The sequence below is a fragment of the Planococcus sp. ISL-109 genome (genome assembly GCF_018613655.1).
Taxonomy (GTDB): domain Bacteria; phylum Bacillota; class Bacilli; order Bacillales_A; family Planococcaceae; genus Planococcus.
In genome coordinates, this window is record NZ_JAGGPW010000006.1 from 1 (window position 1) to 20535 (window position 20535).

21 protein-coding genes are annotated in these 20535 nt (G+C 48.6%); 4 read left to right on the plus strand and 17 right to left on the minus strand.

Annotation, left to right across the window (positions count from 1 at the left end; all coding sequences use genetic code 11):
- Nucleotides 1-254 precede the first annotated feature (254 nt).
- The 4 genes from J7E21_RS07640 (at nt 255) to J7E21_RS07655 (ending at nt 3769) form a co-directional block, all read left to right on the plus strand.
- Nucleotides 255-884, plus strand: a complete 630-nt coding sequence (locus tag J7E21_RS07640; RefSeq protein ID WP_215106296.1) for a YfbR-like 5'-deoxynucleotidase — start codon at nt 255-257, stop codon at nt 882-884.
- Nucleotides 885-968: 84 nt separating this feature from the next.
- A complete protein-coding gene (locus J7E21_RS07645) occupies nt 969-2285 on the plus strand; it encodes a hemolysin family protein (protein WP_251047897.1) in 1317 nt (438 codons plus the stop codon).
- Nucleotides 2286-2408: 123 nt separating this feature from the next.
- Nucleotides 2409-2768 (plus strand): YolD-like family protein, encoded by a 360-nt coding sequence (locus tag J7E21_RS07650; RefSeq protein WP_215106298.1) that lies wholly within the window; start codon nt 2409-2411, stop codon nt 2766-2768.
- Between the two features lie 110 nt (nt 2769-2878).
- Entirely contained in the window at nt 2879-3769 is an 891-nt protein-coding gene (locus J7E21_RS07655; RefSeq protein WP_215106299.1) for a YihY/virulence factor BrkB family protein, read from the plus strand.
- A 44-nt stretch (nt 3770-3813) separates the two neighbouring features.
- Here J7E21_RS07655 and J7E21_RS07660 read toward each other — a convergent pair whose 3' ends face one another.
- From J7E21_RS07660 to J7E21_RS07740, 17 genes are all read right to left on the minus strand, one after another.
- Nucleotides 3814-4782, minus strand: a complete 969-nt coding sequence (locus tag J7E21_RS07660; RefSeq protein WP_215106301.1) for a dipeptidase — start codon at nt 4780-4782, stop codon at nt 3814-3816.
- A complete protein-coding gene (locus J7E21_RS07665) occupies nt 4783-5505 on the minus strand; it encodes a gamma-glutamyl-gamma-aminobutyrate hydrolase family protein (RefSeq protein ID WP_215106303.1) in 723 nt (240 codons plus the stop codon). It abuts the gene before it with no gap.
- Between the two features lie 903 nt (nt 5506-6408).
- Nucleotides 6409-7908 carry a D-alanyl-D-alanine carboxypeptidase/D-alanyl-D-alanine endopeptidase gene (gene dacB, locus J7E21_RS07670; protein ID WP_215106305.1) on the minus strand — a complete coding sequence of 500 codons (1500 nt, stop codon included), beginning with the start codon at nt 7906-7908 and terminating at the stop codon, nt 6409-6411.
- Nucleotides 7909-8194: 286 nt separating this feature from the next.
- A complete protein-coding gene (locus J7E21_RS16260; protein ID WP_353047747.1) occupies nt 8195-8362 on the minus strand; it encodes a helix-turn-helix domain-containing protein in 168 nt (55 codons plus the stop codon).
- 187 nt (nt 8363-8549) lie between these two features.
- Entirely contained in the window at nt 8550-8918 is a 369-nt protein-coding gene (locus J7E21_RS07680; protein ID WP_215106307.1) for a hypothetical protein, read from the minus strand.
- An 80-nt stretch (nt 8919-8998) separates the two neighbouring features.
- Entirely contained in the window at nt 8999-10411 is a 1413-nt protein-coding gene (locus J7E21_RS07685; RefSeq protein WP_215106309.1) for an MBL fold metallo-hydrolase, read from the minus strand.
- A gap of 156 nt (nt 10412-10567) precedes the next feature.
- A complete protein-coding gene (locus tag J7E21_RS07690) occupies nt 10568-11392 on the minus strand; it encodes an enoyl-CoA hydratase-related protein (protein WP_251047898.1) in 825 nt (274 codons plus the stop codon).
- Nucleotides 11370-12272, minus strand: a complete 903-nt coding sequence (locus J7E21_RS07695; protein ID WP_215106313.1) for an NAD(P)H-dependent flavin oxidoreductase — start codon at nt 12270-12272, stop codon at nt 11370-11372. The genes J7E21_RS07690 and J7E21_RS07695 overlap by 23 nt, the downstream gene beginning before the upstream one ends.
- Nucleotides 12265-13446: an acetyl-CoA C-acetyltransferase gene (locus J7E21_RS07700; protein ID WP_215106315.1), complete on the minus strand. Its 1182-nt coding sequence runs from the start codon at nt 13444-13446 to the stop codon at nt 12265-12267. Before J7E21_RS07700 ends, J7E21_RS07695 begins: the two co-directional genes overlap by 8 nt.
- A gap of 218 nt (nt 13447-13664) precedes the next feature.
- The gene (locus J7E21_RS07705; RefSeq protein WP_215106317.1) at nt 13665-14648 is read right to left on the minus strand and encodes a quinone oxidoreductase family protein; all 984 of its coding nucleotides are present in this window, start codon (nt 14646-14648) and stop codon (nt 13665-13667) included.
- 16 nt (nt 14649-14664) lie between these two features.
- Nucleotides 14665-16047, minus strand: a complete 1383-nt coding sequence (locus J7E21_RS07710; protein ID WP_215106319.1) for a short-chain fatty acid transporter — start codon at nt 16045-16047, stop codon at nt 14665-14667.
- 58 nt (nt 16048-16105) lie between these two features.
- Nucleotides 16106-16879 carry an SDR family NAD(P)-dependent oxidoreductase gene (locus tag J7E21_RS07715; RefSeq protein ID WP_215106321.1) on the minus strand — a complete coding sequence of 258 codons (774 nt, stop codon included), beginning with the start codon at nt 16877-16879 and terminating at the stop codon, nt 16106-16108.
- Nucleotides 16880-16927: 48 nt separating this feature from the next.
- Entirely contained in the window at nt 16928-17284 is a 357-nt protein-coding gene (locus tag J7E21_RS07720; RefSeq protein ID WP_215106323.1) for a MaoC/PaaZ C-terminal domain-containing protein, read from the minus strand.
- The gene (locus tag J7E21_RS07725; RefSeq protein ID WP_215106325.1) at nt 17262-17708 is read right to left on the minus strand and encodes an FAS1-like dehydratase domain-containing protein; all 447 of its coding nucleotides are present in this window, start codon (nt 17706-17708) and stop codon (nt 17262-17264) included. Before J7E21_RS07725 ends, J7E21_RS07720 begins: the two co-directional genes overlap by 23 nt.
- A 102-nt stretch (nt 17709-17810) precedes the next feature.
- On the minus strand, nt 17811-18863 hold the full coding sequence (locus J7E21_RS07730) for a phosphotransferase family protein (RefSeq protein ID WP_215106327.1): 1053 nt from the start codon (nt 18861-18863) through the stop codon (nt 17811-17813).
- Between the two features lie 16 nt (nt 18864-18879).
- A complete protein-coding gene (locus J7E21_RS07735) occupies nt 18880-19725 on the minus strand; it encodes a 3-hydroxybutyryl-CoA dehydrogenase (RefSeq protein WP_215106328.1) in 846 nt (281 codons plus the stop codon).
- Between the two features lie 16 nt (nt 19726-19741).
- The gene (locus J7E21_RS07740) at nt 19742-20524 is read right to left on the minus strand and encodes an enoyl-CoA hydratase/isomerase family protein (protein ID WP_251047899.1); all 783 of its coding nucleotides are present in this window, start codon (nt 20522-20524) and stop codon (nt 19742-19744) included.
- Between the last annotated feature and the right edge of the window lie 11 nt (nt 20525-20535).

Below are 20535 nucleotides of genomic sequence, written 5' to 3' on the forward strand. Positions count from 1 at the left end.
TTAAATTTAAAAAACAGAAAAAATGGTCGGTAAAGTCGTCTACACTTTTTTAAAAGTGCGATTTATGAAATTGATTCATGTAAGTGGTATAAGATATTCTGCAAAAAGCAGCTTGCTCAATTCGCTCTGCATTCGCAGCATCGCAAATGAATAGGTTCAGCTTCCCCTCGCTTATTCATTCCCTCACTTTAATTTCTATTATAGCGTTTTTCGGGTATGCTGAAGACAAGGAAACAGCAAAAGGAGTCGTTATTATGGGAATTCATCGCTTTTTTACGTCATTGAATGATTTGGAACGAATCATCCGTGCTCCAGGAAGGTTCAAGTTTGAAGAACATAATGTGGCTGCGCATTCCTGGAAAGTCAGCCAATATGCCATGTTCTTCGCCACGATTGAAGAGCGTGCGGGGCGCCCTATTGATTGGAAATCCCTCTACGAACGGACCATCAACCATGACTTTGCAGAAGTATTTATCGGGGACATCAAAACTCCAGTGAAATATGCCTCGCCGGAACTCAAAGAGATTCTCGCGAAAGTCGAAGAAGGAATGATGGAAAAATTCATCCTGAAGGAAATTCCGGAAGAGTTCCAAGAAGTGTTTTTTGAACGCATGAAAGAAGGCAAAGACGGTTCGCTAGAAGGGCTCCTCTTGGAATTCGCTGATAAACTCGATCAGTTTTATGAAGCATTTGCCGAATTGAAGCGCGGCAATACCGACAAGGAATTTTTGAAAATGTACCGGATCGCGCTCAGCAAAATTCTTGATCTGCCGCTCACCGCCAGCGTCACCTATTTCCGTGAAGCCATACTCGATGACATCATGACAGAAGATACAGCAATCGACGTACGAAAAGTTACAAAGCGCGTTCTCGAAGCGCATTAATGTAATTCCTCAGCACCAATAGGCAATTTATGATAGATTAGAAGAAAATACTTCGGAGGTGAATCCCTTACTTAAGGGAATTTATTGGACCCCATACTTTTACTGAATTTAGCTCTTCTTATATTACTCATCGCATTAACCGCATTTTTTGTCGGCACGGAATTCGCCGTGGTCAAAGTCCGCATGTCACGCATCGAGCAATTGATCGAGGAAGGCGATAAACGGGCTCTGTTGGTCAAAAAAGTCGTCAATGACCTGGATTATTATCTGTCTGCCTGCCAGCTCGGCATCACCGTCACCGCTCTCGGCCTTGGGTGGCTCGGAGAACCGACAGTCGAACGGCTCATGCACCCGCTCTTCGATTGGCTCGGCGTTCCTTCAGCCGTCTCGACAATCGTTTCGTTTGCGCTCGCGTTTGCGCTCGTGACCTTTTTGCACGTAGTCATCGGCGAGCTGGCACCGAAGTCACTGGCGCTTCAATTTGCGGAACGGATGACTTTGGCACTTGCTCCAGCTTTGTATATTTTCGGGAAAATCATGTACCCGTTCATTTTTGTTTTGAACGGCTCTGCGCGCCTGCTGTTGCGCATGTTCGGCGTGGAACCTGCCGGCGAGCAGCAAGCCCATTCCGAAGAAGAACTGAAAATCATTATGGCGCAGAGCTTCCAAAGCGGAGAAATCAACCAGACCGAGCTTTCCTATATGCAGAACATCTTTGCATTTGATGAGCGCAGCGCCAAAGACGTGATGATTCCGCGCACGCAAATGATTGCCTTCGCGGATGATTTGTCGACAGAGGAACTGCTTACGGAACTCCGTGAGCACCGCTTTACGCGCTATCCGATTGCACGTGATGGCGACAAAGATGATCTGATCGGTTTTATCAACGCCAAAGAAGTGCTGACGCATTACGCAATCCATAACGATGTCCAGATGACCGAACTGATTCATGACCTCCCGTATTTCCACGAAACGACGCCTCTTCAAATGGCGCTCGTGAAAATGCAGAAAGACCGCACTCACATTGCGTTGGTCATCGATGAATACGGCGGCACGTCCGGTTTGATTACGATGGAAGACATTCTCGAGGAAATTGTCGGGGAAATCCGCGATGAGTTCGATGAAGATGAAGAAGCTGAAATTATGAAAGAAAACGACAACCGTTACGTCGTAAATGGCCGCGTCCTGCTGAAGGATTTAGAAGAACGATTCGGCTTGAAGTTTGCAGACAGCGAAGAAATCGATACCATTGCCGGCTGGATGCAGCACCAGCTTATCGAAGCGGAAACTGGAGATTCGTTTGAAAAAGACGGATACCTATGGTCGATTATCGCCATGGAAAACCATCATATTTTAAAAATCACTTTCGAAAAACTGGAAGAACCAGGAACGAATGCATAAACAGATATGCCCTAGGGCATATCTGTTTTTTTATCGTTCAAGAAAAAGAGTGATTGACGGCTGGATGGTCTTTCTTTAGAATAGGAACAAATGTTCTTATTTTCTTCAAAGGGAGTGATGAAAATGAAAAAAAACCAGCGTTTGACGGTCAAAGGAAATGTACTAGACCGAGGACAACTGAAATGGGGATCGCTCATGCTTCCGGAACACGTCCGCATGCTGCGTGAATGGGAAGCAGCAGACCCATCTAAAGAGAGGCCTCATCTTGACGAAGAGGAACTCAAATTATTGCAGGAAGAAATCGAAATCGCTTTCCAGCGGCAATGTGCTGTTGAAATTCGTTACTGGAATAACCGGCAGGCAGCTATTCCAGGTATCATCACAGCCATCGATATTTCCCACGGAATGCTCGAAGTGACATCCGGTAACTCCTCCACCCGAATCGCTTTTTCGGACCTCCACGGCATTCGCCTATTGGATTAGGCGGATGGTGACACCAGGCAATTTTGTAGACTGTTTTCTCTTTTCAGGGTTAAGCACCTATAGAATTGGGCATACAATAATTAACTATCAGAAAAATGGAGGTTAATTAGATGAGCAAAGTGACGTCTTATGCCAAGGAACTTGGCCAAGAATTCAAGAAAGACAATGCGACGACACTTGCGGCAGCCCAGGCTTATTATTATCTACTAGCAATTGTCCCTTTATTGATTTTGCTCCTGGCCATACTGCCGTATTTACAGCTTGACCCGCAGCGGGTAGTCGATTTCATCGGCAGCATCCTACCAGGGGAAGTCGCAGCTACGTTTGAAGAAAATATCATCAGTGTCGTGACGACACCATCCGGCGGTCTACTGACTTTCGGTATCTTGGGTACGCTCTGGTCGGCATCCAATGCAATGACCGCTTTTATAGACGCGACGAACAAAGCGTACGACGTGGAAGAAACCCGTTCGTTCATCAAGAAAAAAGGAATGGCGATCATCTTGACTATTTTTATGCTGGTTGCTGTCATCGTTGCACTTGTCCTGCCGATTTTTGGCGGTGCAATCATCAATATGATCACCGAGTTCCTGAACTTGCCTCAGCAAACAGAAATCATCTTCCAAGTACTTCGCTGGGTCATTTCTATTGCAGTCATGAGCATCGTGTTGGCTTGCCTTTACAAATTCGCGCCGAATAAAAGCTTCCCATTCAAGGAAGTCTTGGTCGGTGCTTTGATTGCCACGATTCTTTGGCAGCTTGTTTCTCTTGGATTCTCTTTCTACGTCTCAAACTTCGGAAACTTTTCCGCTACCTACGGAAGCCTTGGTGGTTTGATCATCTTGATTCTTTGGTTCTTCCTGACAGGCTTGATTCTCGTAGTCGGTGCTGAAATCAATGCGATTCTTCACCGTCACAAACATGCCGAAAGCGATGCAGAAGAAAGTAAATTGCAAAACGCAGAATCTGGTGGCACAGAGTCATCGATGAATAAGTATTAAACCAAAAAGCCATCCGCTTAAAAACAAGCGGATGGCTTTTTGGTTTATCTCGGATGATTTTGTGAGATGCCGGGCCGGTGTTCCAGAAAGTTGCGGAACGCAAAACCTTCCACTTGCGTTTCCGTATAGCGTTTTTGAAGCGCCTCGATCAAATGCGGATATGCCGAAGCGTTCTCAAGCCCCGCGACATGATCAAAAATACCGTCGAAATCTGAGCCTAAGCCGATATGCCGTTCGCCTCCAAGTGCACACATATGATCGATGTGGCACAATAAGTCATCAATGCTCGCCGGCCGGCTGTCTTGAATGATGAAGTCCGGACAAAACACAACATCGATCAAGCCGCCACGTGCAAACATTGCTTCGATTTGCCGATCGTCCAAGTTCCTAGGATGATCGCATAATTTCCTTGCGTTCGAATGGCTGGCAAACGGATAATCAGCGAACTCCAGCACATCCCAAAACCCAGCTGGCGATAAATGCGACACATCGGTTAAAATACCATGTTCATTGTTGAGCCCAACGACTTGCTTGCCGAGCAGCGTCAAACCACCTGACCTTGGCTCCAAGGCACCATCCGCACAAAGATTCGCGTAGTTCCAAGTCAAGCCAAGCGACAGCATGCCGAGACGGTACAGATGGCGCAGCTTGGAGAGGTCGTTGCCGAAGGCGTCCGCTCCTTCAAGCGACAGCACCGCCCCGATTTCACCTTGCTTCAAAGCATCGATGTCGTTCCATTGCCGGATATGCTTCATCAACGGCTGGCCGAGCACCTCACTGTAAAACAAATCGATTTGCTCTAACGCATGCTGCCATTTCTCATTATCCGGGAGCTCCGGATGGACGAATATCGCAAAAAATTGCACTTTCACGCCCCCTTGCTGCAAGCGCAGAAAACTGCTGTCGAGCTCTTCAGCATCCTTGTACTCTATCGGCTTTTCGCGAAACAGTTCATTGCGCTTGCTTACCTGAAGCTTTAAAAGCGCATCGCAATGCGTATCGATAATGTGCACTCACTCATCTCCCTCTTCAAGACATGCGGTAATGAACCCGTCAAAAATGCGCAGAGACGCTGCGTCCCCTGCCCGCGCCATATTTTCCGGATGCCATTGCACGCCGAGTGCAAAAGGATGTTCTTTGCTTTCAATCGCTTCAATGACCCCATCTCTTGCGATTCCGGAAACGAGATAGCTGTCCGGAACTTTGCGGTTTGACTGATGGTGCCGGCTATTCACTTTCAGCTTTAGTGAATCCGTCAGCCGGTGCAATAGCGAGCCTTCCCGAACCTCGACAAAATGTGAGCCATGCTCTTTCGGCGCACGCTGCTGATGCTGCAGCAAGTTGCCGGACATTTGCGACGGCGTATCCTGATACATATCCCCGCCAGCTGCGATATTCAAAATCTGGGCGCCGCGGCAGATCGCCAGCACCGGCTTATTCTTCTCCATCACTTTCTCCAACAGCTCGAGTTCAAAGCGATCGCGCGACGGAATAATCACACCAAGTCCCGGATGCGGCTCTTCGCCGAATAAGGTCGGGTCGATATCGTAGCCTCCTGCGAGGAACAAGCCATCGATATGCTCCGCAATTTCATCCAGCTCTAGAGCTGACGTAATATGCGGCAGCATAATCGGCAATCCGCCAGCTCTGACAATCGCTTCGGTATCGGCCAGTTCTACCACGTATTCATCTTTCCCCAATTCCTTTGAAGCCGTTATGCCAATTATCGGTCTCATTTTCACCACTCCTAAGTTGTTTGAATACTGAATATACTTACCATACAGAACTTTTTTCAGAATGAAAAGAGAAAGCAAGCTTTCCACAAAAGAAACAGCCGACAGAAGACGCATAGTCTTCGCCCGCTGCTTGTTCGGAATCCACTTTTTTTCCGAGTTGCCTGCTTAGATAGTAGTAGTTTTTCTGTTAATATTAACGGCGCTCGTATTTCCAGCGTCATCAAGATATCCGCCGCCTCGCTTAGGGCCCCGCTTTCGCAGTGAGCCAGGAAGACCATCTGTCTCAATACTTCGCTTCACCCGTGAGCGCGAGATGGCTATTATAGTTCATTGAACCGCGGGTCTGATAAAGCATCTTCTTTGATATGATTCATCCGCAATCAGAAAACTAGCTTAGCTAGTATAGTAAATGCTGAAAAACACCTTTTCCCCTCACTTGTTATGATTATGATGAAGAAAAATGCAGCATCATTTTTATCGACAGAGAGATGTTTTCTGCTGCTTGCTGGTTTGAGAGGAGAAAGAAACTTTCAACCACTGTAAACCTAAAGCTGAAGCGGAAGGGGCTGCTCGGGGACTGGCGAGACAAATGTGGCGTGCTCTTTGCGGCACATTGGCTCGACGCCCGCCCCTCGGCAAGCATGCCCCTGAGCTCAAGCTCTACCCTCACTTTTTATATCCAACTCTTCTAGCAAATCAAAATCCGCAACTGATTTCTGCTTGCAGTATCGAAAACACGATGCCCCTGCTTTCCACTCTAAACCTAGAGACGAAGCGGAAACTGCCGACTCCCTCGGGAAAGCGGCAGTTGAAGCGTAGTCTCATAGCCTAAGCTCATTAAACTGTAAAACGTAAAACTCTTTAACGCCTTGGAATAAAAAATTTCTAAACCCTACTACTAATTCACTCCGCTTCATAACTCGCAATAGCTTCTGCTATGGCGTTTTCAATTGGTGTGACGGTCGTCAAATCGTTGTTCAAGACGATCGCAAAGATCAGCCGATCGCCGTCTTTGGTCGTCGCATAGCCGGACAAGGATGACACCGACGACAAGCTGCCTGTTTTCGCTTGGACATTGCCTTCTGCCGCCGTCCCTTTCATCCGGTTGCGCAGTGTGCCACCGACAAAACGCTCCGTTGCGCCAGCTACTGGCAGTGAGGCCAAATACGTATCAAACCAAGGCTCGCTTTGTACCGCGTACAATAATTGTGAAATCTCATTGGCCGGAATCAAGTTGACATGAGACATTCCCGAAGCATCGCGCAATTGAATCGTATCGACATTGACACCGAGATCCCTAGAGACGGACTCCATCACATCAATCCCCGCATTCCAACTGCCTTCGCCGTTTACGACTCGGCCCATTTCCTTCGCCAAAGCTTCTCCGTGTGCGTTATTGCTCAGTTTCATAAATGGAATCGACAGTTCCGCCAGTGTCATCGATTGATGCTCCACTAACAGATGGCTATTGTCCGGCGTGACGCCCATTTCCGTTGCCGACTGGCCAATCATATCGATTCCTGCCTTGTCCAGCGCTTTTGCAAACAAGCTGAGCGCATAGCCCGATGGCTCGTGGACCGCTATCCATTCACGTTTGCGCGTGCCTTGTTCCGGGATATTGCCTTCTACAACGATTTCATTCGTGCCGTGTTTTCTCGTGATGCTGACCGTTTTCGGCTCACCCGCTGCCACCGTTTTCGCGTTATTCACAATGGTCACATAATCGGTTTCCGGGGATAGGTTAATCTTTGCTTTGTCTCCAGCTGCCGTCCCTGCATTCGCTTCTACAATAATCGAACCTGTATCATAATCCGTATTCGGAGAAGCTGTCAGTGCAGAAACTTGCGCGCCGACATAATAAACTTCATTTTTCCAAGTCATATCCTCAGACAAGCGTTCATCGTCGAACCAACTGTCATCACCTATCAAATCGCCCTTCACTTTATGGATGCCTTGCGATTTCAGTTCTTCGGCAAAACGATCGAAATTCTCTTCAAGCAAAGTCGGATCGCCTTTTCCTTTCAAATATAAGTTGCCGTGCAAGACTTTACCTTTTAATTCGCCGTTCGTATGTATTTCTGTCGAGAACCGGTGATCATCCCCCAAGCTCTCGAGTGCCGCTGCTAATGTGAACAATTTGATATTAGACGCCGGCTTTAGGCGGATATCACCAAAATGACCGTAAATTTTTTCCCCGCTGTCTGCTTTCCGAATGCTCACCCCCGCGAGCGCTCCGTCCAAACGTTCATCTTGCAAAATTTCGTTGACCTCGCTAGCTAATGTTGCGTATTTATCATCTGCACCAACCAATCGCTCATCACTTCCCATCTGCAATGGCGACATTGCCAGCACTCCTGCTACAGTGAGCAAACCGGCAACTTTCCATCGACTTAGTTTTTCCATTTAACTTCCTCCTTTATTATGGTTTGTTAAAATGTACCATAATAAAAAAAGGAATTTTCTGATATTTAAATAATCAGAACTATCGACTTACTACTATTTTAAATTAATAGTAAAAAAAGCCAAATGAAACCCTTTAATTTCTGACAATTTCTTCAGGTTATGTTCTTTCAGCCTAGCTATTATCGTCCCCCCAAAAAAAGCCCGCATGGACAATGGGTCCATGCGGGCTTCAGCTTTATTGCTGAATCTATTCCAACTCTCAACTGGAATCGAAGCTTCCACTTCTTCACCGTTCAAATTCCGGCAAAATGAGCCCGTTCAAATTGGAACGTTTCGTATTCAAAGAGCGCGAAACCAGGTTCAGTTCATACTCCAGTTTTTCGACAGATTCTGTCATAGCTTGTGCGGCATCTGCACTTATATAGCCGCTGCCATTTAGAAACCGTGAGACCACCGCAACGGAAACTCCTGCTTTTTTTTGCTATATTCCTAGTTGTTATCATCGCTATTCTCCGTTCTCGGTCTATGTATAACCGACACACGCTATAAAACGTCCCTCCTTTCTTGTCGACGCGATTTTTCTTTTCGCTAATTCTTGAAACAAAAAATCACCCCGACACATTTTGTCGAGGTGATAGCTATTAATTGATTTGCAGTTGTTCATTGCATGTTTCTTCTGTAAGGCTATAACTGATGACGTTTTTTCCTTTTTTCCGAAGCAATCGCACGGCCATATTTTTTTCCATTTCATCCGACGCGATCACATGTATCGCGTCGTCCTGAATTTCTTCGTAGCTGCGGATAAAATAAGCGACCGGAAGCTCGAAAGCGCCTTCGACCGGATCTTTATAGGAAATATTATAAGCACGCACATCTAGCAGCAAGACGTCTTCGTTTCCACTAAGATTTTCGGCGCAATCATGCTTGACGCCTTTTGCTGACACGTAGCGTTTATAAAAGCCGTTTGAGCCGGCAAGTGCAAGCAGTGCAATCGGGATACCAATACTCATCGAATCATCTTCCCCTTCTGGCTTATGATAGTTTCACAGGAAAACCGCCGAAGCCGGAGCTTGAGCGGTTCTATTTCTTACTATTGTTTAACTGATGCGACTTCCTGCTGCCATTTAGTGTAGCCGCCTGTCATATTGACCAAGTTGTCGATGCCGTTTGCTTTCAGGACGCTTGCTGCGATGGCAGAACGCGCACCTGCTTGGCATTGGACGATGACGGTTTTATCTGTGTCGACTTCATCGAGGCGATTTTTCAATGTACCGACCATGATGTGCTGTGCATTTTCGATATGTCCTTCATCAAATTCTGTCTGGTTGCGGACATCGAGCACGTAAGCTTCGCCTTTTTCAACCATTTCATTTGCTTCAATCGGTGTGACGCTTTCATATGTTGCCAAGTTTTCAGCTTGTGCCATAATTTTTTCCGCTTCTGCATAGCCGTAGACTTCGTCGATGCCGATCGACCGCAAGGCGACCATCGTTTCATCGAGCAATGCTGTATCCAACACTAGGTATAGCGGCTTTTTGTAATCGACGACCCACCCTGCCCAAGTAGTGAAGGAATTATTGAACGGGATGTTGATTGTTCCTTGGATATGCCCTTTGCTGTAGACATCTGCAGAGCGCATATCGAGGACTTGCTTGCCTTCTGACAGAAGCGTTTCAATGTCAGTTGCAGAGTCGACTCGTTTCAGTTCCGGCAAGTTTTTGATCAGCTGAGGGCCGACCTTGTTGACGGATTTCATGACTGCGAAATAATAAGGCGGTTCCGGCTGCCCTTCAAGTAATGCTTTCTTGAACGCAGCTTCATCGTCGAACTGCATTGCCCAGCTGAAAGCTTTTTCGTAGCCGACAGTTGTCGAAGGCACTGCACCGAGTGATTTCCCACATGCAGATCCAGCTCCGTGAGCCGGCCATACTTGCAGATAATCCGGAAGCGCTTTGAAACGTTCGATCGACTGATACATCGCAATCGCACCTGATTCGGATGTCCCTTTTATGCCCGCTGCTTTTTCGAGAAGATCCGGCCGCCCGACATCACCGACAAAGACGAAGTCACCAGTGAAAATGCCCATCGGTTTATCCGCTGAACCGCCTTTGTCCGTCAACAGGAATGAGATGCTCTCCGGTGTATGCCCTGGTGTATGCATCACATCAAAGACTAAATTGCCGATCATGAACTTGTCGCCGTCTTTCACTAATTGATGGCTGATTCCATCCAAGTTCTGATATTTCCAATCGGCATCGCCTTCATCCGAAATGTAGAGCTTAGTGCCGAAACGGTCATTCAGTTCCCGTGAACCGGAAACAAAGTCAGCATGGATATGCGTTTCAAGAGCGCCGACAATATTCAGTTTCTCTTTTTCCGCAAGTTCCGCATATGCTGTCACATCGCGCATCGGATCAACAACTACTGCTTCGCCTGTTTTCTGGCACCCTACTACATAAGATGCGTGAGCCAATTTTTCATCATAGAAATATCGTAATAACATGGAATCAATCTCCTTTTTTTGTTTTCTTTTGCTTAAATATAATATACCCCACAGGGTATAAAATGTAAACATATTTGCTTCGCTTTTTTATTGCGGGCTGTTTCCCGAAAAACAGAAAAATAGCTCCCGAAGCGCATTCGGAAGCTGGTGATTGTGTTATTTTTTCTCATTGAAGAAATCGGGAAGTTCGCTCGCTTTCATCGGGAACTGCGCTTGGCGTTTGTCGACAAACGCCTGAATGCCTTCATCGGCGTCTGCGTTGCGTCCAGCCCAGTGAAGAAATTTCGATTCCACAAGATGCGACTCATGCGGGTGATCGGCACCGAGCATCTTCCATAATAATTGCCGGGTGAAACTATTGGATGTCGCTGCTGTATTTTCTGCGATTTCCCGCGCAATCTCATATGCCTTTTCAAGCGGGTTTTCTGACTCATATTGCATGAGCCCAGCTTCCACCGCTTCCTTCGTCGGAATATAACGCCCTGTCAATGTCCATTCTAGCGCCTTGCCGATTCCGACGATGCGCGGCAAAAACCATCCGGATGAGGCTTCCGGGCCGATTCCGCGACGACCGAAGACAAAACCGATTTTCACATCTTTTTTGACGATGCGGATATCCATCGGCAAAGTCATCGTCATGCCGATTCCGACTGCTGGGCCATTGATGGCGGCGATGATCGGTTTATTGACTTCATATACCTGGTTGCTCACTTGGCCGCCCAAGTCCCGGTAATCTTCCGAGCTTTGTTCAGACGCAAAAGTCGCACCGCCGTCCGATAAATCCATGCCGGCACAAAACGCACGGCCGGCTCCGGTTACGACAATCACCCGCACCTCATCATCATCATTAACTTTGCGGTAAAAATCGAGCAATTCTTCGTTCATTTGTTCCGTATAGGCATTCATTTTATCGGGGCGGTTCAAGGTTAATGTAAGGATTCCATCCGTAAGCTCTGTTTTAATTGTTTCGTACAAGCGCATTCACCCCTTCTTTATACTCCCGCTCCAACTGCTCGACAACTTCTTTGACGGTTTCCCGCTTCGTCACCGTCGTCACACCGTGGCCAGCTGACCAAATATCACGCCACGCTTTTGCATTGACGAGATGCGACAGGTCGATATCCTTTTTCGGCTTCAAGGTTTTCGGGTCGATCCCTTGTTTTTCGAGACTCGGAATCAGGACATTGACTGGCACACCGCTGAACGAATCGGTATAGAGCACGTCTTCGATGGACGAATCGATGACCATTTGCTTGTACTCTTCAGGCGCACTGCTTTCTTCGACCGCCAAAAAGCGCGTGCCCATATACGCATAGTCCGCACCCATCAGACGGGCTGCGGCGACATCTGCTCCTGAAGACAGCGAGCCTGATAAAATGATCGTCCCGTCATAGAATTTCTTCACCGCCGCGATGAACGCGAACGGATTCAGCGTGCCGCCGTGACCGCCCGCTCCAGCGCATACGAGGATCAAACCATCGACGCCGCTTTGTGCCGCTTTTTTTGCATGGCGCACATTCGCGACATCCGAATAGACAAGACCGCCGTAGCCGTGGACGATTTCCAGTACTTCTGCAGGTGAGCCGAGTGAAGTGATGACGATCGGCGGCTTGTGTTCCCGTATCAATTCGACATCTTCATCGTAGCGCTTATTGGATCCGCGGTGGCTGATGAAATTGACAGCCCATGGAATCTCTCCGAGCGCCTCTTTCACTTCGATGAGCCATTTCGCACATTCTTCGGCAGGGCGTGCATTTAATAGAGGAAACGAACCGATCACACCGGCTTTCCCTGATTCAATAACCATTTCAGGCGTAGAGACGAGAAACATCGGAGCGACGATAACCGGCAGTTTAGGCATGTTCGATCACCACCGCGATTCCCTGTCCGCCACCGATGCACAGGCTGGCGACTGCATATTTCCCTCCGCGGCGCTTGAGTTCATAGGCGGCCGATAACAGAAGGCGTGCCCCGCTTGCACCGACCGGGTGGCCAAGCGCAATTGCCCCTCCGTTGACGTTGACTTTCGAACGGTCCAGCCCGAGCTCTTTTTCCACCGCCAAGTACTGGGCCGCGAACGCTTCATTCACTTCGAACAAATCGATATCTTCAATCCTCAAATCCGCTTTCTCCAGCGCCCGGCGAATCGCCGGAACTGGTCCGATTCCCATAATGGTCGGATCCACCCCAGCCACGTGCCATGAAACGATGCGCGCTACCGGCGACAAACCATGCTTTTTGACCGCATCTTCTCCTGCTACGACGAGTGACGCCGCGCCGTCGTTAATCCCTGAAGCATTGCCCGCTGTGACGGAGCCATCTTTTTTGAACGCAGGGCGCAGTTTCGACAACCCTTCAGTGCTCGCGTCCCGCTTGATGTGCTCGTCCTTATCGACCGTCACCGTGCCTTTGCGCGTTTTCACTTCGACGCCGACAATTTCTTCAGCGAACTGTCCGCCCGCTGCAGCTCTTGTCGCTCGCTGGTTCGACTCGACTGCAAATGCATCCTGTTCTTCGCGTGGAATTTTGTATTGCTCCGCGAGCTTCTCCGCCGTCATGCCCATGCCGTTGCCAGTATATTGATCGGTAAGCGTCGCGACCAGCATATCCTCAAATTGCATCGGTCCCATTTTTGCATTGCTGAAGCGCTGTGTGAAATTTGCATACGGTGACATCGACATGTTTTCGGCACCACCTGCAAGCACGATATCCGCTTCACCGAGCAAAATGTGCTGTGCTGCGGAAACAACCGCCTGTGCACCAGAACCGCATAACCGGTTTAAAGTCAACGCTGGCACTTCCTGAGGAACACCCGCATTCAACCCGACATGACGCGCAAGATAAGCCGCGTTGACATTCGACTGGATGACGTTTCCGTAAATGACATGATCCACATCTTCCGCTTTCACTTTCGCTCTTTTCAGCGCTTCCACCGCTGTTGCTGTACCAAGCTCTGTCGCATCAGTATTCGCAAACGAACCTCCAAATGCCCCGAATGCCGTTCTCGCACCATCTACTAGATATACATTTTTCATATTCATTTCTCCTTTTCCTGCCCAGATGAAAGGGCTTACATATTTTTCATTTACTTATCAGAAAATTTAGTTTTCCAATTCATCATACCGTCCAGTATGTTCAATTGCAAAATATTTTTACCAATGATTTAAATTTTAACGCATTGTTTAAATATAGTTATGGAACTAATCTTCATACTAGAAAAAAAAGAAAACCCATTACGAGTCTTCTTTTTTGATTAAGGAATCAAAACCAGTTTCCCCGTACTTTTCCTGCTTTCCATGAGGACATGGGCTTGTGCAGCTTCTGCGAGCGGATAACGCCCGGTGATTGCGACTGTCAGCTGTTGCTGTTCAAGCAAGTCGCTGATCGCCTCATGCGCTTCCCTCAGGAATTCAGGGCGATGCTTCCGGTATGTGCCGGTGCTATATCCTAGTACTGCTCGACAGCTCGAATGAAGTTCATCTGTTTTGACATTCCCGGGAACAGAGCCTTCATTGGCGTGGCCGAACGAGACGATGCGGCCGAATGGAGCCAACACTTCCAAACTCCTTTCAAAATTTTCACCTGCGATGGTATCGAGAATGACGTCTACACCCTTCCCGCCAGTCCATTCAGACAACACATCAACAAAATTTTCCTCCCGGTAATTGATTGGGCGCGCGCCGAGCTGTGTGACCAGCTCCATCTTCTCTCCGCTGCCGACCGTACCGTAGATTTTTGAAACCCCTGCGAGTTTTGCCAATTGAATCGCGGTTGTCCCGATGCCTCCGGCTGCTGCATGGATCAAGAGCGATTCGCCGGGCTGTACTCTTGCAACTTTGTGCAGCACATTAAAAGCGGTGATGCCGACGGTTAACGAGGCGGCAGCTTCTTCAAAAGATACCGTCTCCGGAATTTTATAGACGAGTTGATCGCTGGCGACAACGTATTCGGCATAAGAGCCGGAAGATGGAAACGCGCTGACCCGTTCGCCGACAGACAATCCAACGACGGCGCTGCCCACTTCTTCGATGACGCCGGCACAATCCAGCCCGGGCGTAAACGGCTGGTTCGCCGCAACGCCGTGATATTGGCCAATGCGTGCTTTAATATCGGCAAAATTGACGCTGATCGCTTCGACTTTAATGAGAACTTCATTGTCTTTCGCCTTCGGTTTCGGCACGTCCTGAAGCTTCAGCACTTCTGGAGGCCCCGGTGTTTCTGCAATAATCGCTTTCATGACAGCACTCCTTTTCTTAGAAGATCAATAGGCAGGCGCCGATGACCAATCCGCTGTAGATCAAGGCGATCATCGTATAGCCCATAATGTCACGGATCTTTAATCCAGCAATGGCAAGCAGCGGAATCGCCCAGAACGGCTGGATCATATTGGTCCAGCTGTCGCCCCATGCGACGGCCATGACGATTTTTGCAGGGTCGACACCCATTTCCAGTGCAGCTGGGAGCATGATTGGCGCCTGAACCGCCCATTGCCCGCCGCCTGAAGGAATAAAGACGTTCAAGATGCCCGCAGAGAAGAACGTGAACAGCGGCAAAGTTGTTTCGGTTGAAATATCAATAAAGAAGTTCGACATCATGACCGCCAGGCCCGATGCGCTCAACATGCCCATGATGCCTGCATAAAACGGATATTGCAAAACGAACTGGCCGACACTGCTGACGGATTTCAAAAGCCCTTGTGCCAGTTCCCGCACGTTTCCGAACATCAATAAAGCAGCTGTCAAGAATATCAAGTTCACTGTATTCAAATCGAGTGAAAAACCGTTCATATAGAAATGATTGATCAAATAACTCAAGCCTAGGAATCCGCCGATCAGTGGGATGAGGCGGGATTTTTCGATTTTATCGTTCGGGTTGTTCGTTTCTTCCCTTGCTTCTTCTTCAACAATTGGATCTTCAAGACGCGCCGCATCGACAATATAGCGGTCATTCGGATTGCGCGGATGGATAAAGCGCATGACGAACGGCAGCGTGAAGAACAAGATGGTGACAATCGCGATATTCATTCCAGACAATAAAGTTTCAGAAATCGGGACAATGCCGATGTCGCCTTCAAATATATGCCCAACCGTTGCGACAAAAAGCGCTGGTGATGAAGACAATCCGCCTTCCCAGATGAGGAATCCGGAATAGCCTGCCGCTACCAATACGCGGTAATCGACGTCGCGCACTTTCTTTGCGACGAGTTTCGCGATGATACCGGCCACAACCAGCCCGAATGCCCAGCTGATCAACGAAGCAAAGAGTGCCGTGAACGTCACCATCAGAATCGCTGAGTTCGGCCCTTTCGGTATGCCGGCAATTTTCTCAAGCACTCTTGAAACGGTCGGCGTCAATGCCAGTGCATAGCTCAATACAAAAGTCGTGATGATTTGTGCAGTAAAGGTCAAAAGACCCCACATGCCGTCTCCCCAATGCAGCATCATGTCGATCGGACCGGAATCCGTAAAGACTATCCCTGCGAGAAAAGCGACTACAGTCAGCAAAATCGCAAAGACGAAAGCGTCCGGCAACCATTTTTCAGCGATTTTCGCAAAAAGGCCGGCTACTTTTGCCAGCGGGTTATTTTGGTGCTTGTCTAGGGCAGCATCTCTGTCAGTATTTTTTCCATTCGCCATAATCTTTCCCCCTTAATCCCATTTTTCATTTCATGCTCACACTAATTTCCGCTTTCTTCTAATTAGCGGTCCATCCGCCATCGACGTAAAGAATTTGGCCGGTCACATAGCTCGAAGCGCTGGAGGCAAAAAACAAGGCAGGGCCGATCATTTCATCCGCTTCGCCCATCCGTTTCAACAAGGTTCTCCCGATGAGCTTCTCCATCCTCTCCGGATCTTGCAGGAAAGGTTCGGTCATCGGCGTTTTGATGTAGGCCGGCGCCAAGGCATTGACTCGGATATTGTGTTCAGCGAGTTCCGCTGCCCAAACTTTCGTCAATTGGTTGATGCCGCCTTTACTGGCTGCATAACTCGTCTGAAGCGGATTGCCGACCTGCCCCATTATGGAGGAAATATTGATGATGCAGCCGCTTTTTTGTCCGATCATCCGCTTCGCCGCCTGCTGGCCGATGAGAAAGATTCCTTTTAGGTTGGTCCCGATTACTGCGTCCCAGTCTTCCTCTTCGACTTCGACCAAAGGCTTGCGGATATTCATGCCGGCGTTATTGACGAGAATGTCGATCCCTCCGAAATCAGAATCAATGAAATCGAACAACTCGACCACGGCCTGTTTAGAAGTGACGTCTGCCGCTTTCCACGAGACGTCCATATGCCTTCTATTCAGTTCATCCGTTACTTCCTGAAGTACCGATTCATTCCGCCCGGTGATCAGCACTTTCGCCCCGGCATTGGCGAGTCCTGCTGCAATCGCTAAGCCGATGCCTTTACTGCCGCCGGTCACGAGTGCTTTTTTTCCTGTCAGATCAAAACTTGGATATGAGAATTCTTTCAATACAGCTCTCCTCCAATTAAATGAGTATTTCGTTAATTAAATACGTCATCATTCCACTTCAAAGCTTCCGACTAGCTTGCCGGAACCTGATGAATCTTTAATCTGGAGCTCGCCGGCGCCTTCAGTTATTAAGGCCCCTTCAATGACAAAGGCTTCGCCCGCATGTGCCATCCCGACAAATCGTACGGTAAATTTGGTTAAGCGCTTGTCCGGGAACCATTGCCCTACGGCGTCCGCGGCCCAGCCCATCAACAGCATACCGTGAGCGATCGGTTCCCCGAGCCCCTTACTGCGTGCGACTTCCGGAACCGTGTGGATCTCATTGAAATCGCCTGATGCACCCGCATAGCGCACCAGATCGATCGGTGCGAGCGCTTGTTTGTTAATGTCCGGCAAGTGTGCCATGCTGCTCCCGCCTTTCAATCAAGGTAGCCCGGCCGATGCGGACCACCTCATTGTGTTGGTTGCGATAGGTCGTTTCAATCAGATAAAAGCGTTTATTTTTTTTATCAAAATGATCGATCAGCACAGCCGTTGCTGTAATGACATCTCCATTGATGATATCTTTTTGATATTCGAAGCTTTGTTCGCCGTGGAGAATGTCGTTCGGATTCAAGCCCCAGTTGGCAAACAATTGATAGAAATCCCGCTCATTCCAAAAATCGATGACGGTCGTATATGTAGGCGGAGCCGGGATGTCCCTAAACCCAGCGGCGATTGCCGCTTGCCGGTCAAAATAAACCGCATCCTTCAATCCGAGCGCCAGCGCAAATTCCCGTATTTTCCCAGCCTCCACACGAAACGGCGCGTAGTGAAACTCTTGCTCCATCCAACTTCCTCCTCATCCGAGTTATCCCGCTTTAACGGTCCGATTAGATCAACTAACAATCAGTGGGGGATGAGGAAAACCCCCACTGATTGAAGTTTCTCTTTATAGTACTTCGCCTCTTCGCGCCCGGTTGGCCATATCAATGAGATTGGCGACGGCTTTGTTTAAATGGCGGAAACGCTCATCCTCGATTTCACCGTTTTTCCATCGGTAATAGATCTGCTGCAAAATACCCGCCAATTTATAAAACCCGAACGCTAGGTAATAGTTGATATTGGAGACATCACGGCCGCTTTGTTTCGCATACTCTTCCACAAACTGCTTGCGGCTATAGAAGCCTCGCTGGCTCGAGATAATGTTGATGCCAATATCAGCATCCTCCGCTTGCCCCCAGTACGCCAAAGTCGATCCGACATCGCTCAACGGATCTCCGATGGTCGACAATTCCCAGTCGAGCACGCCTGTCGCAATTCCAGGATTCTGTTCATCCAGCACCATATTGTTCAATTTAAAGTCGTTGTGGACAATGGTCGTTTCTTCATTGACCGGAATATTTGCCGTGAGCCATTCTTCGAGTTCGGCAAGCTCTTCAAGTTCATCGGTTTTTGAATGGTGGTAGCGTTTGATCCAGCCCTTTACTTGGCGCTCCATGAATCCTGCGGGTTTCCCCATATCGGCGAGCCCTGCCTCTTTATAGTCGATTGATTGCAGTTGGACCAATGTCGAAATGACGTTTTTCGAAATGATCGGTCCTGCTGTCTCGGAGTTTCCGTACACTTCCGGAAGCTCTTCGTCGACGACGAGCCCCGGCTTTTTCTCCATCACGTAAAAATGCTTATCCATCACCTCAGTGTCTTCACAATACACATAAGGCTCCGGTGCCAGCGGAAAAACCGGATGGACTTTTTCGAGCATCTTGAATTCACGTTCCATATCATGCGCTTTTGGCGGAATCTCCCCGAAAGGCGGACGTCTCAATACACCTTCCCAAGTGCCGATTTGGAGTAAATATGTGAGATTCGAATAGCCTTCAGAGAATTGGCGGACTGCCATTTCACCTTCCGGCAAGTCGGGAAGGGCATTCCGCAAAAAGCGCTCGACTTTATCCCAGTCGATTTGCTGTGTTTTTTTCGTTTCCGGTGTTGTGTCGCTCATATTGATGGCCTCCCTGTCATTCATATTTGAAGAATCCTTCTCCCGACTTTCTGCCGAGTTTGCCTGCGCGCACATATTGCTTCAATAATGGCGCCGGTCTGTATTTGGAGTCTTTCGTTTCTTCGTAAAGCGTTTCAGTGACAAACAGCATTGTGTCGAGACCGATCAAATCAGCTAAAGCAAGCGGGCCGATTGGATGGTTCGCTCCGAGTTCCATGCCTTTGTCGATATCTTCAGCTGATGCGATGCCTTCCATCAAAACGAACACCGCTTCATTGATCATCGGCGTGAGAATGCGGTTGACCGCAAACAACGGTGCTTCTTTCACGGAGATTGCCGTTTTATTAAAGCGTTGGGCTATTTCATGCGCCCGTTCAAAAGTTTGGTCACTCGTTTGTTCTGCCCGGATGATTTCCACCAGTTCCATGATCGGTACCGGGTTGAAAAAATGCATGCCAACGACTTGCCCGCTGCGCCCCGAGCTTGCGGCCATTTCTGTGATGCTGAGGCCGGATGTGTTGGTCGCGAAAATCGTTTCCGCTTTGCAGATGCCATTGAGTTTAGCGAACAATTCTTTTTTCGGCTCGAGCTTTTCGATGATTGCTTCGATGATGATATCCATTTCTTTCAAATCATCTATATCCGTGCTTGTGCGGATCCGCTCCCAAACTGCAAGGCGCTGATCTTCCGTCATGCGGCCTTTTTCGACATTCCGGCGAAGTGTTTTATCGATGCGCTTCATTCCACGCTCAAGCCCTTTTGGGTCAACATCGAATAAAGTAACGTTCATGCCGCCTTCCGCGCCGACTTGCGCGATGCCGTTGCCCATTGTGCCGGCGCCGATTACTGCTAATTGTTCCATTCGTTTCTCCCCCTCATCATTTGCCTATGAAACCGGGCTTCCTTTTTTCAATAAATGCTTGCACGCCTTCTGCCATATCTGACGTACCGATTAATTTTGCGAACATGCGGGTTTCCAGAAATTGCGCCTCGGAAAAAGACAAATCCAAACCTTCATCAATCGCTTCTTTTGCGTAAGCGACAGCAAGGGGCCCCTTAGCTGCAATATTTCCTGCCAGTGCGTAAGCTTCTTCGAACGCCCTGCCTGCTGGCACAACCCGTTCCACAAGTCTTGCTTCATAAGCTTCCTTCCCGTCTAACCATACTCCAGAGAGCACAAGTTCTTTAGCTTTTCCAGGTCCGACGAGACGGGAAAGCCGCTGTGTTCCACCGTAACCCGGTAAAATTCCAAGCCCCGTTTCAGGCAAACCAAGTTTCGCTGTTTTTTCTGCTATGCGGATGTCACAGGCGAGCGCTAGCTCCAAACCCGCCCCGAGCGCCAAGCCGTGAACTGCGCAGATGACAGGGGCTTTCCCTTCCGTCAGCTTGTCGAAAATCCGTTTTCCTTTTTCCACCAATTCGATGCCGTTCATTTTCGTCAGCTCCGGAAATTGACTGATATCCGCGCCAGCGGCAAACGCCTTGTCGCTTGCAGAGCGGAGCACGACCGCCCGCATATCCGAATCATGTATCGCGGCAATCGCTTTTTCAAGCTCTCCTAACACTGCATCACTCAATACATTGAGCGGCTGATGATCGATGGTTATTACGCCGATTAAATTGTCCATCTCGAGATGGATGGACTTCCACTGCTTCTCCATCGCGTTCCTCC

What these genes read in the sequence shown, in the direction of transcription:
- J7E21_RS07640 (WP_215106296.1), top strand. Translation starts at nt 255, where the DNA reads ATGGGAATTCATCGCTTTTTTACGTCATTGAATGATTTGGAACGAATC.
- J7E21_RS07705 (WP_215106317.1), bottom strand. Translation starts at nt 14,648, where the DNA reads ATGAAAGCGATTATTGCAGAAACACCGGGGCCTCCAGAAGTGCTGAAG.
- J7E21_RS07690 (WP_251047898.1), bottom strand. Translation starts at nt 11,392, where the DNA reads ATGCGCTTGTACGAAACAATTAAAACAGAGCTTACGGATGGAATCCTT.
- J7E21_RS07710 (WP_215106319.1), bottom strand. Translation starts at nt 16,047, where the DNA reads ATGGCGAATGGAAAAAATACTGACAGAGATGCTGCCCTAGACAAGCAC.
- J7E21_RS07685 (WP_215106309.1), bottom strand. Translation starts at nt 10,411, where the DNA reads ATGTTATTACGATATTTCTATGATGAAAAATTGGCTCACGCATCTTAT.
- dacB (WP_215106305.1), bottom strand. Translation starts at nt 7,908, where the DNA reads ATGGAAAAACTAAGTCGATGGAAAGTTGCCGGTTTGCTCACTGTAGCA.
- J7E21_RS07735 (WP_215106328.1), bottom strand. Translation starts at nt 19,725, where the DNA reads ATGGAACAATTAGCAGTAATCGGCGCCGGCACAATGGGCAACGGCATC.
- J7E21_RS07730 (WP_215106327.1), bottom strand. Translation starts at nt 18,863, where the DNA reads ATGAGCGACACAACACCGGAAACGAAAAAAACACAGCAAATCGACTGG.
- J7E21_RS07700 (WP_215106315.1), bottom strand. Translation starts at nt 13,446, where the DNA reads ATGAAAAATGTATATCTAGTAGATGGTGCGAGAACGGCATTCGGGGCA.
- J7E21_RS07665 (WP_215106303.1), bottom strand. Translation starts at nt 5,505, where the DNA reads ATGAGACCGATAATTGGCATAACGGCTTCAAAGGAATTGGGGAAAGAT.
- J7E21_RS07720 (WP_215106323.1), bottom strand. Translation starts at nt 17,284, where the DNA reads ATGGCACACTTGCCGGACATTAACAAACAAGCGCTCGCACCGATCGAT.
- J7E21_RS07695 (WP_215106313.1), bottom strand. Translation starts at nt 12,272, where the DNA reads ATGCCTAAACTGCCGGTTATCGTCGCTCCGATGTTTCTCGTCTCTACG.
- J7E21_RS07740 (WP_251047899.1), bottom strand. Translation starts at nt 20,524, where the DNA reads ATGGAGAAGCAGTGGAAGTCCATCCATCTCGAGATGGACAATTTAATC.
- J7E21_RS07650 (WP_215106298.1), top strand. Translation starts at nt 2,409, where the DNA reads ATGAAAAAAAACCAGCGTTTGACGGTCAAAGGAAATGTACTAGACCGA.
- J7E21_RS07725 (WP_215106325.1), bottom strand. Translation starts at nt 17,708, where the DNA reads ATGGAGCAAGAGTTTCACTACGCGCCGTTTCGTGTGGAGGCTGGGAAA.
- J7E21_RS07655 (WP_215106299.1), top strand. Translation starts at nt 2,879, where the DNA reads ATGAGCAAAGTGACGTCTTATGCCAAGGAACTTGGCCAAGAATTCAAG.
- J7E21_RS07680 (WP_215106307.1), bottom strand. Translation starts at nt 8,918, where the DNA reads ATGAGTATTGGTATCCCGATTGCACTGCTTGCACTTGCCGGCTCAAAC.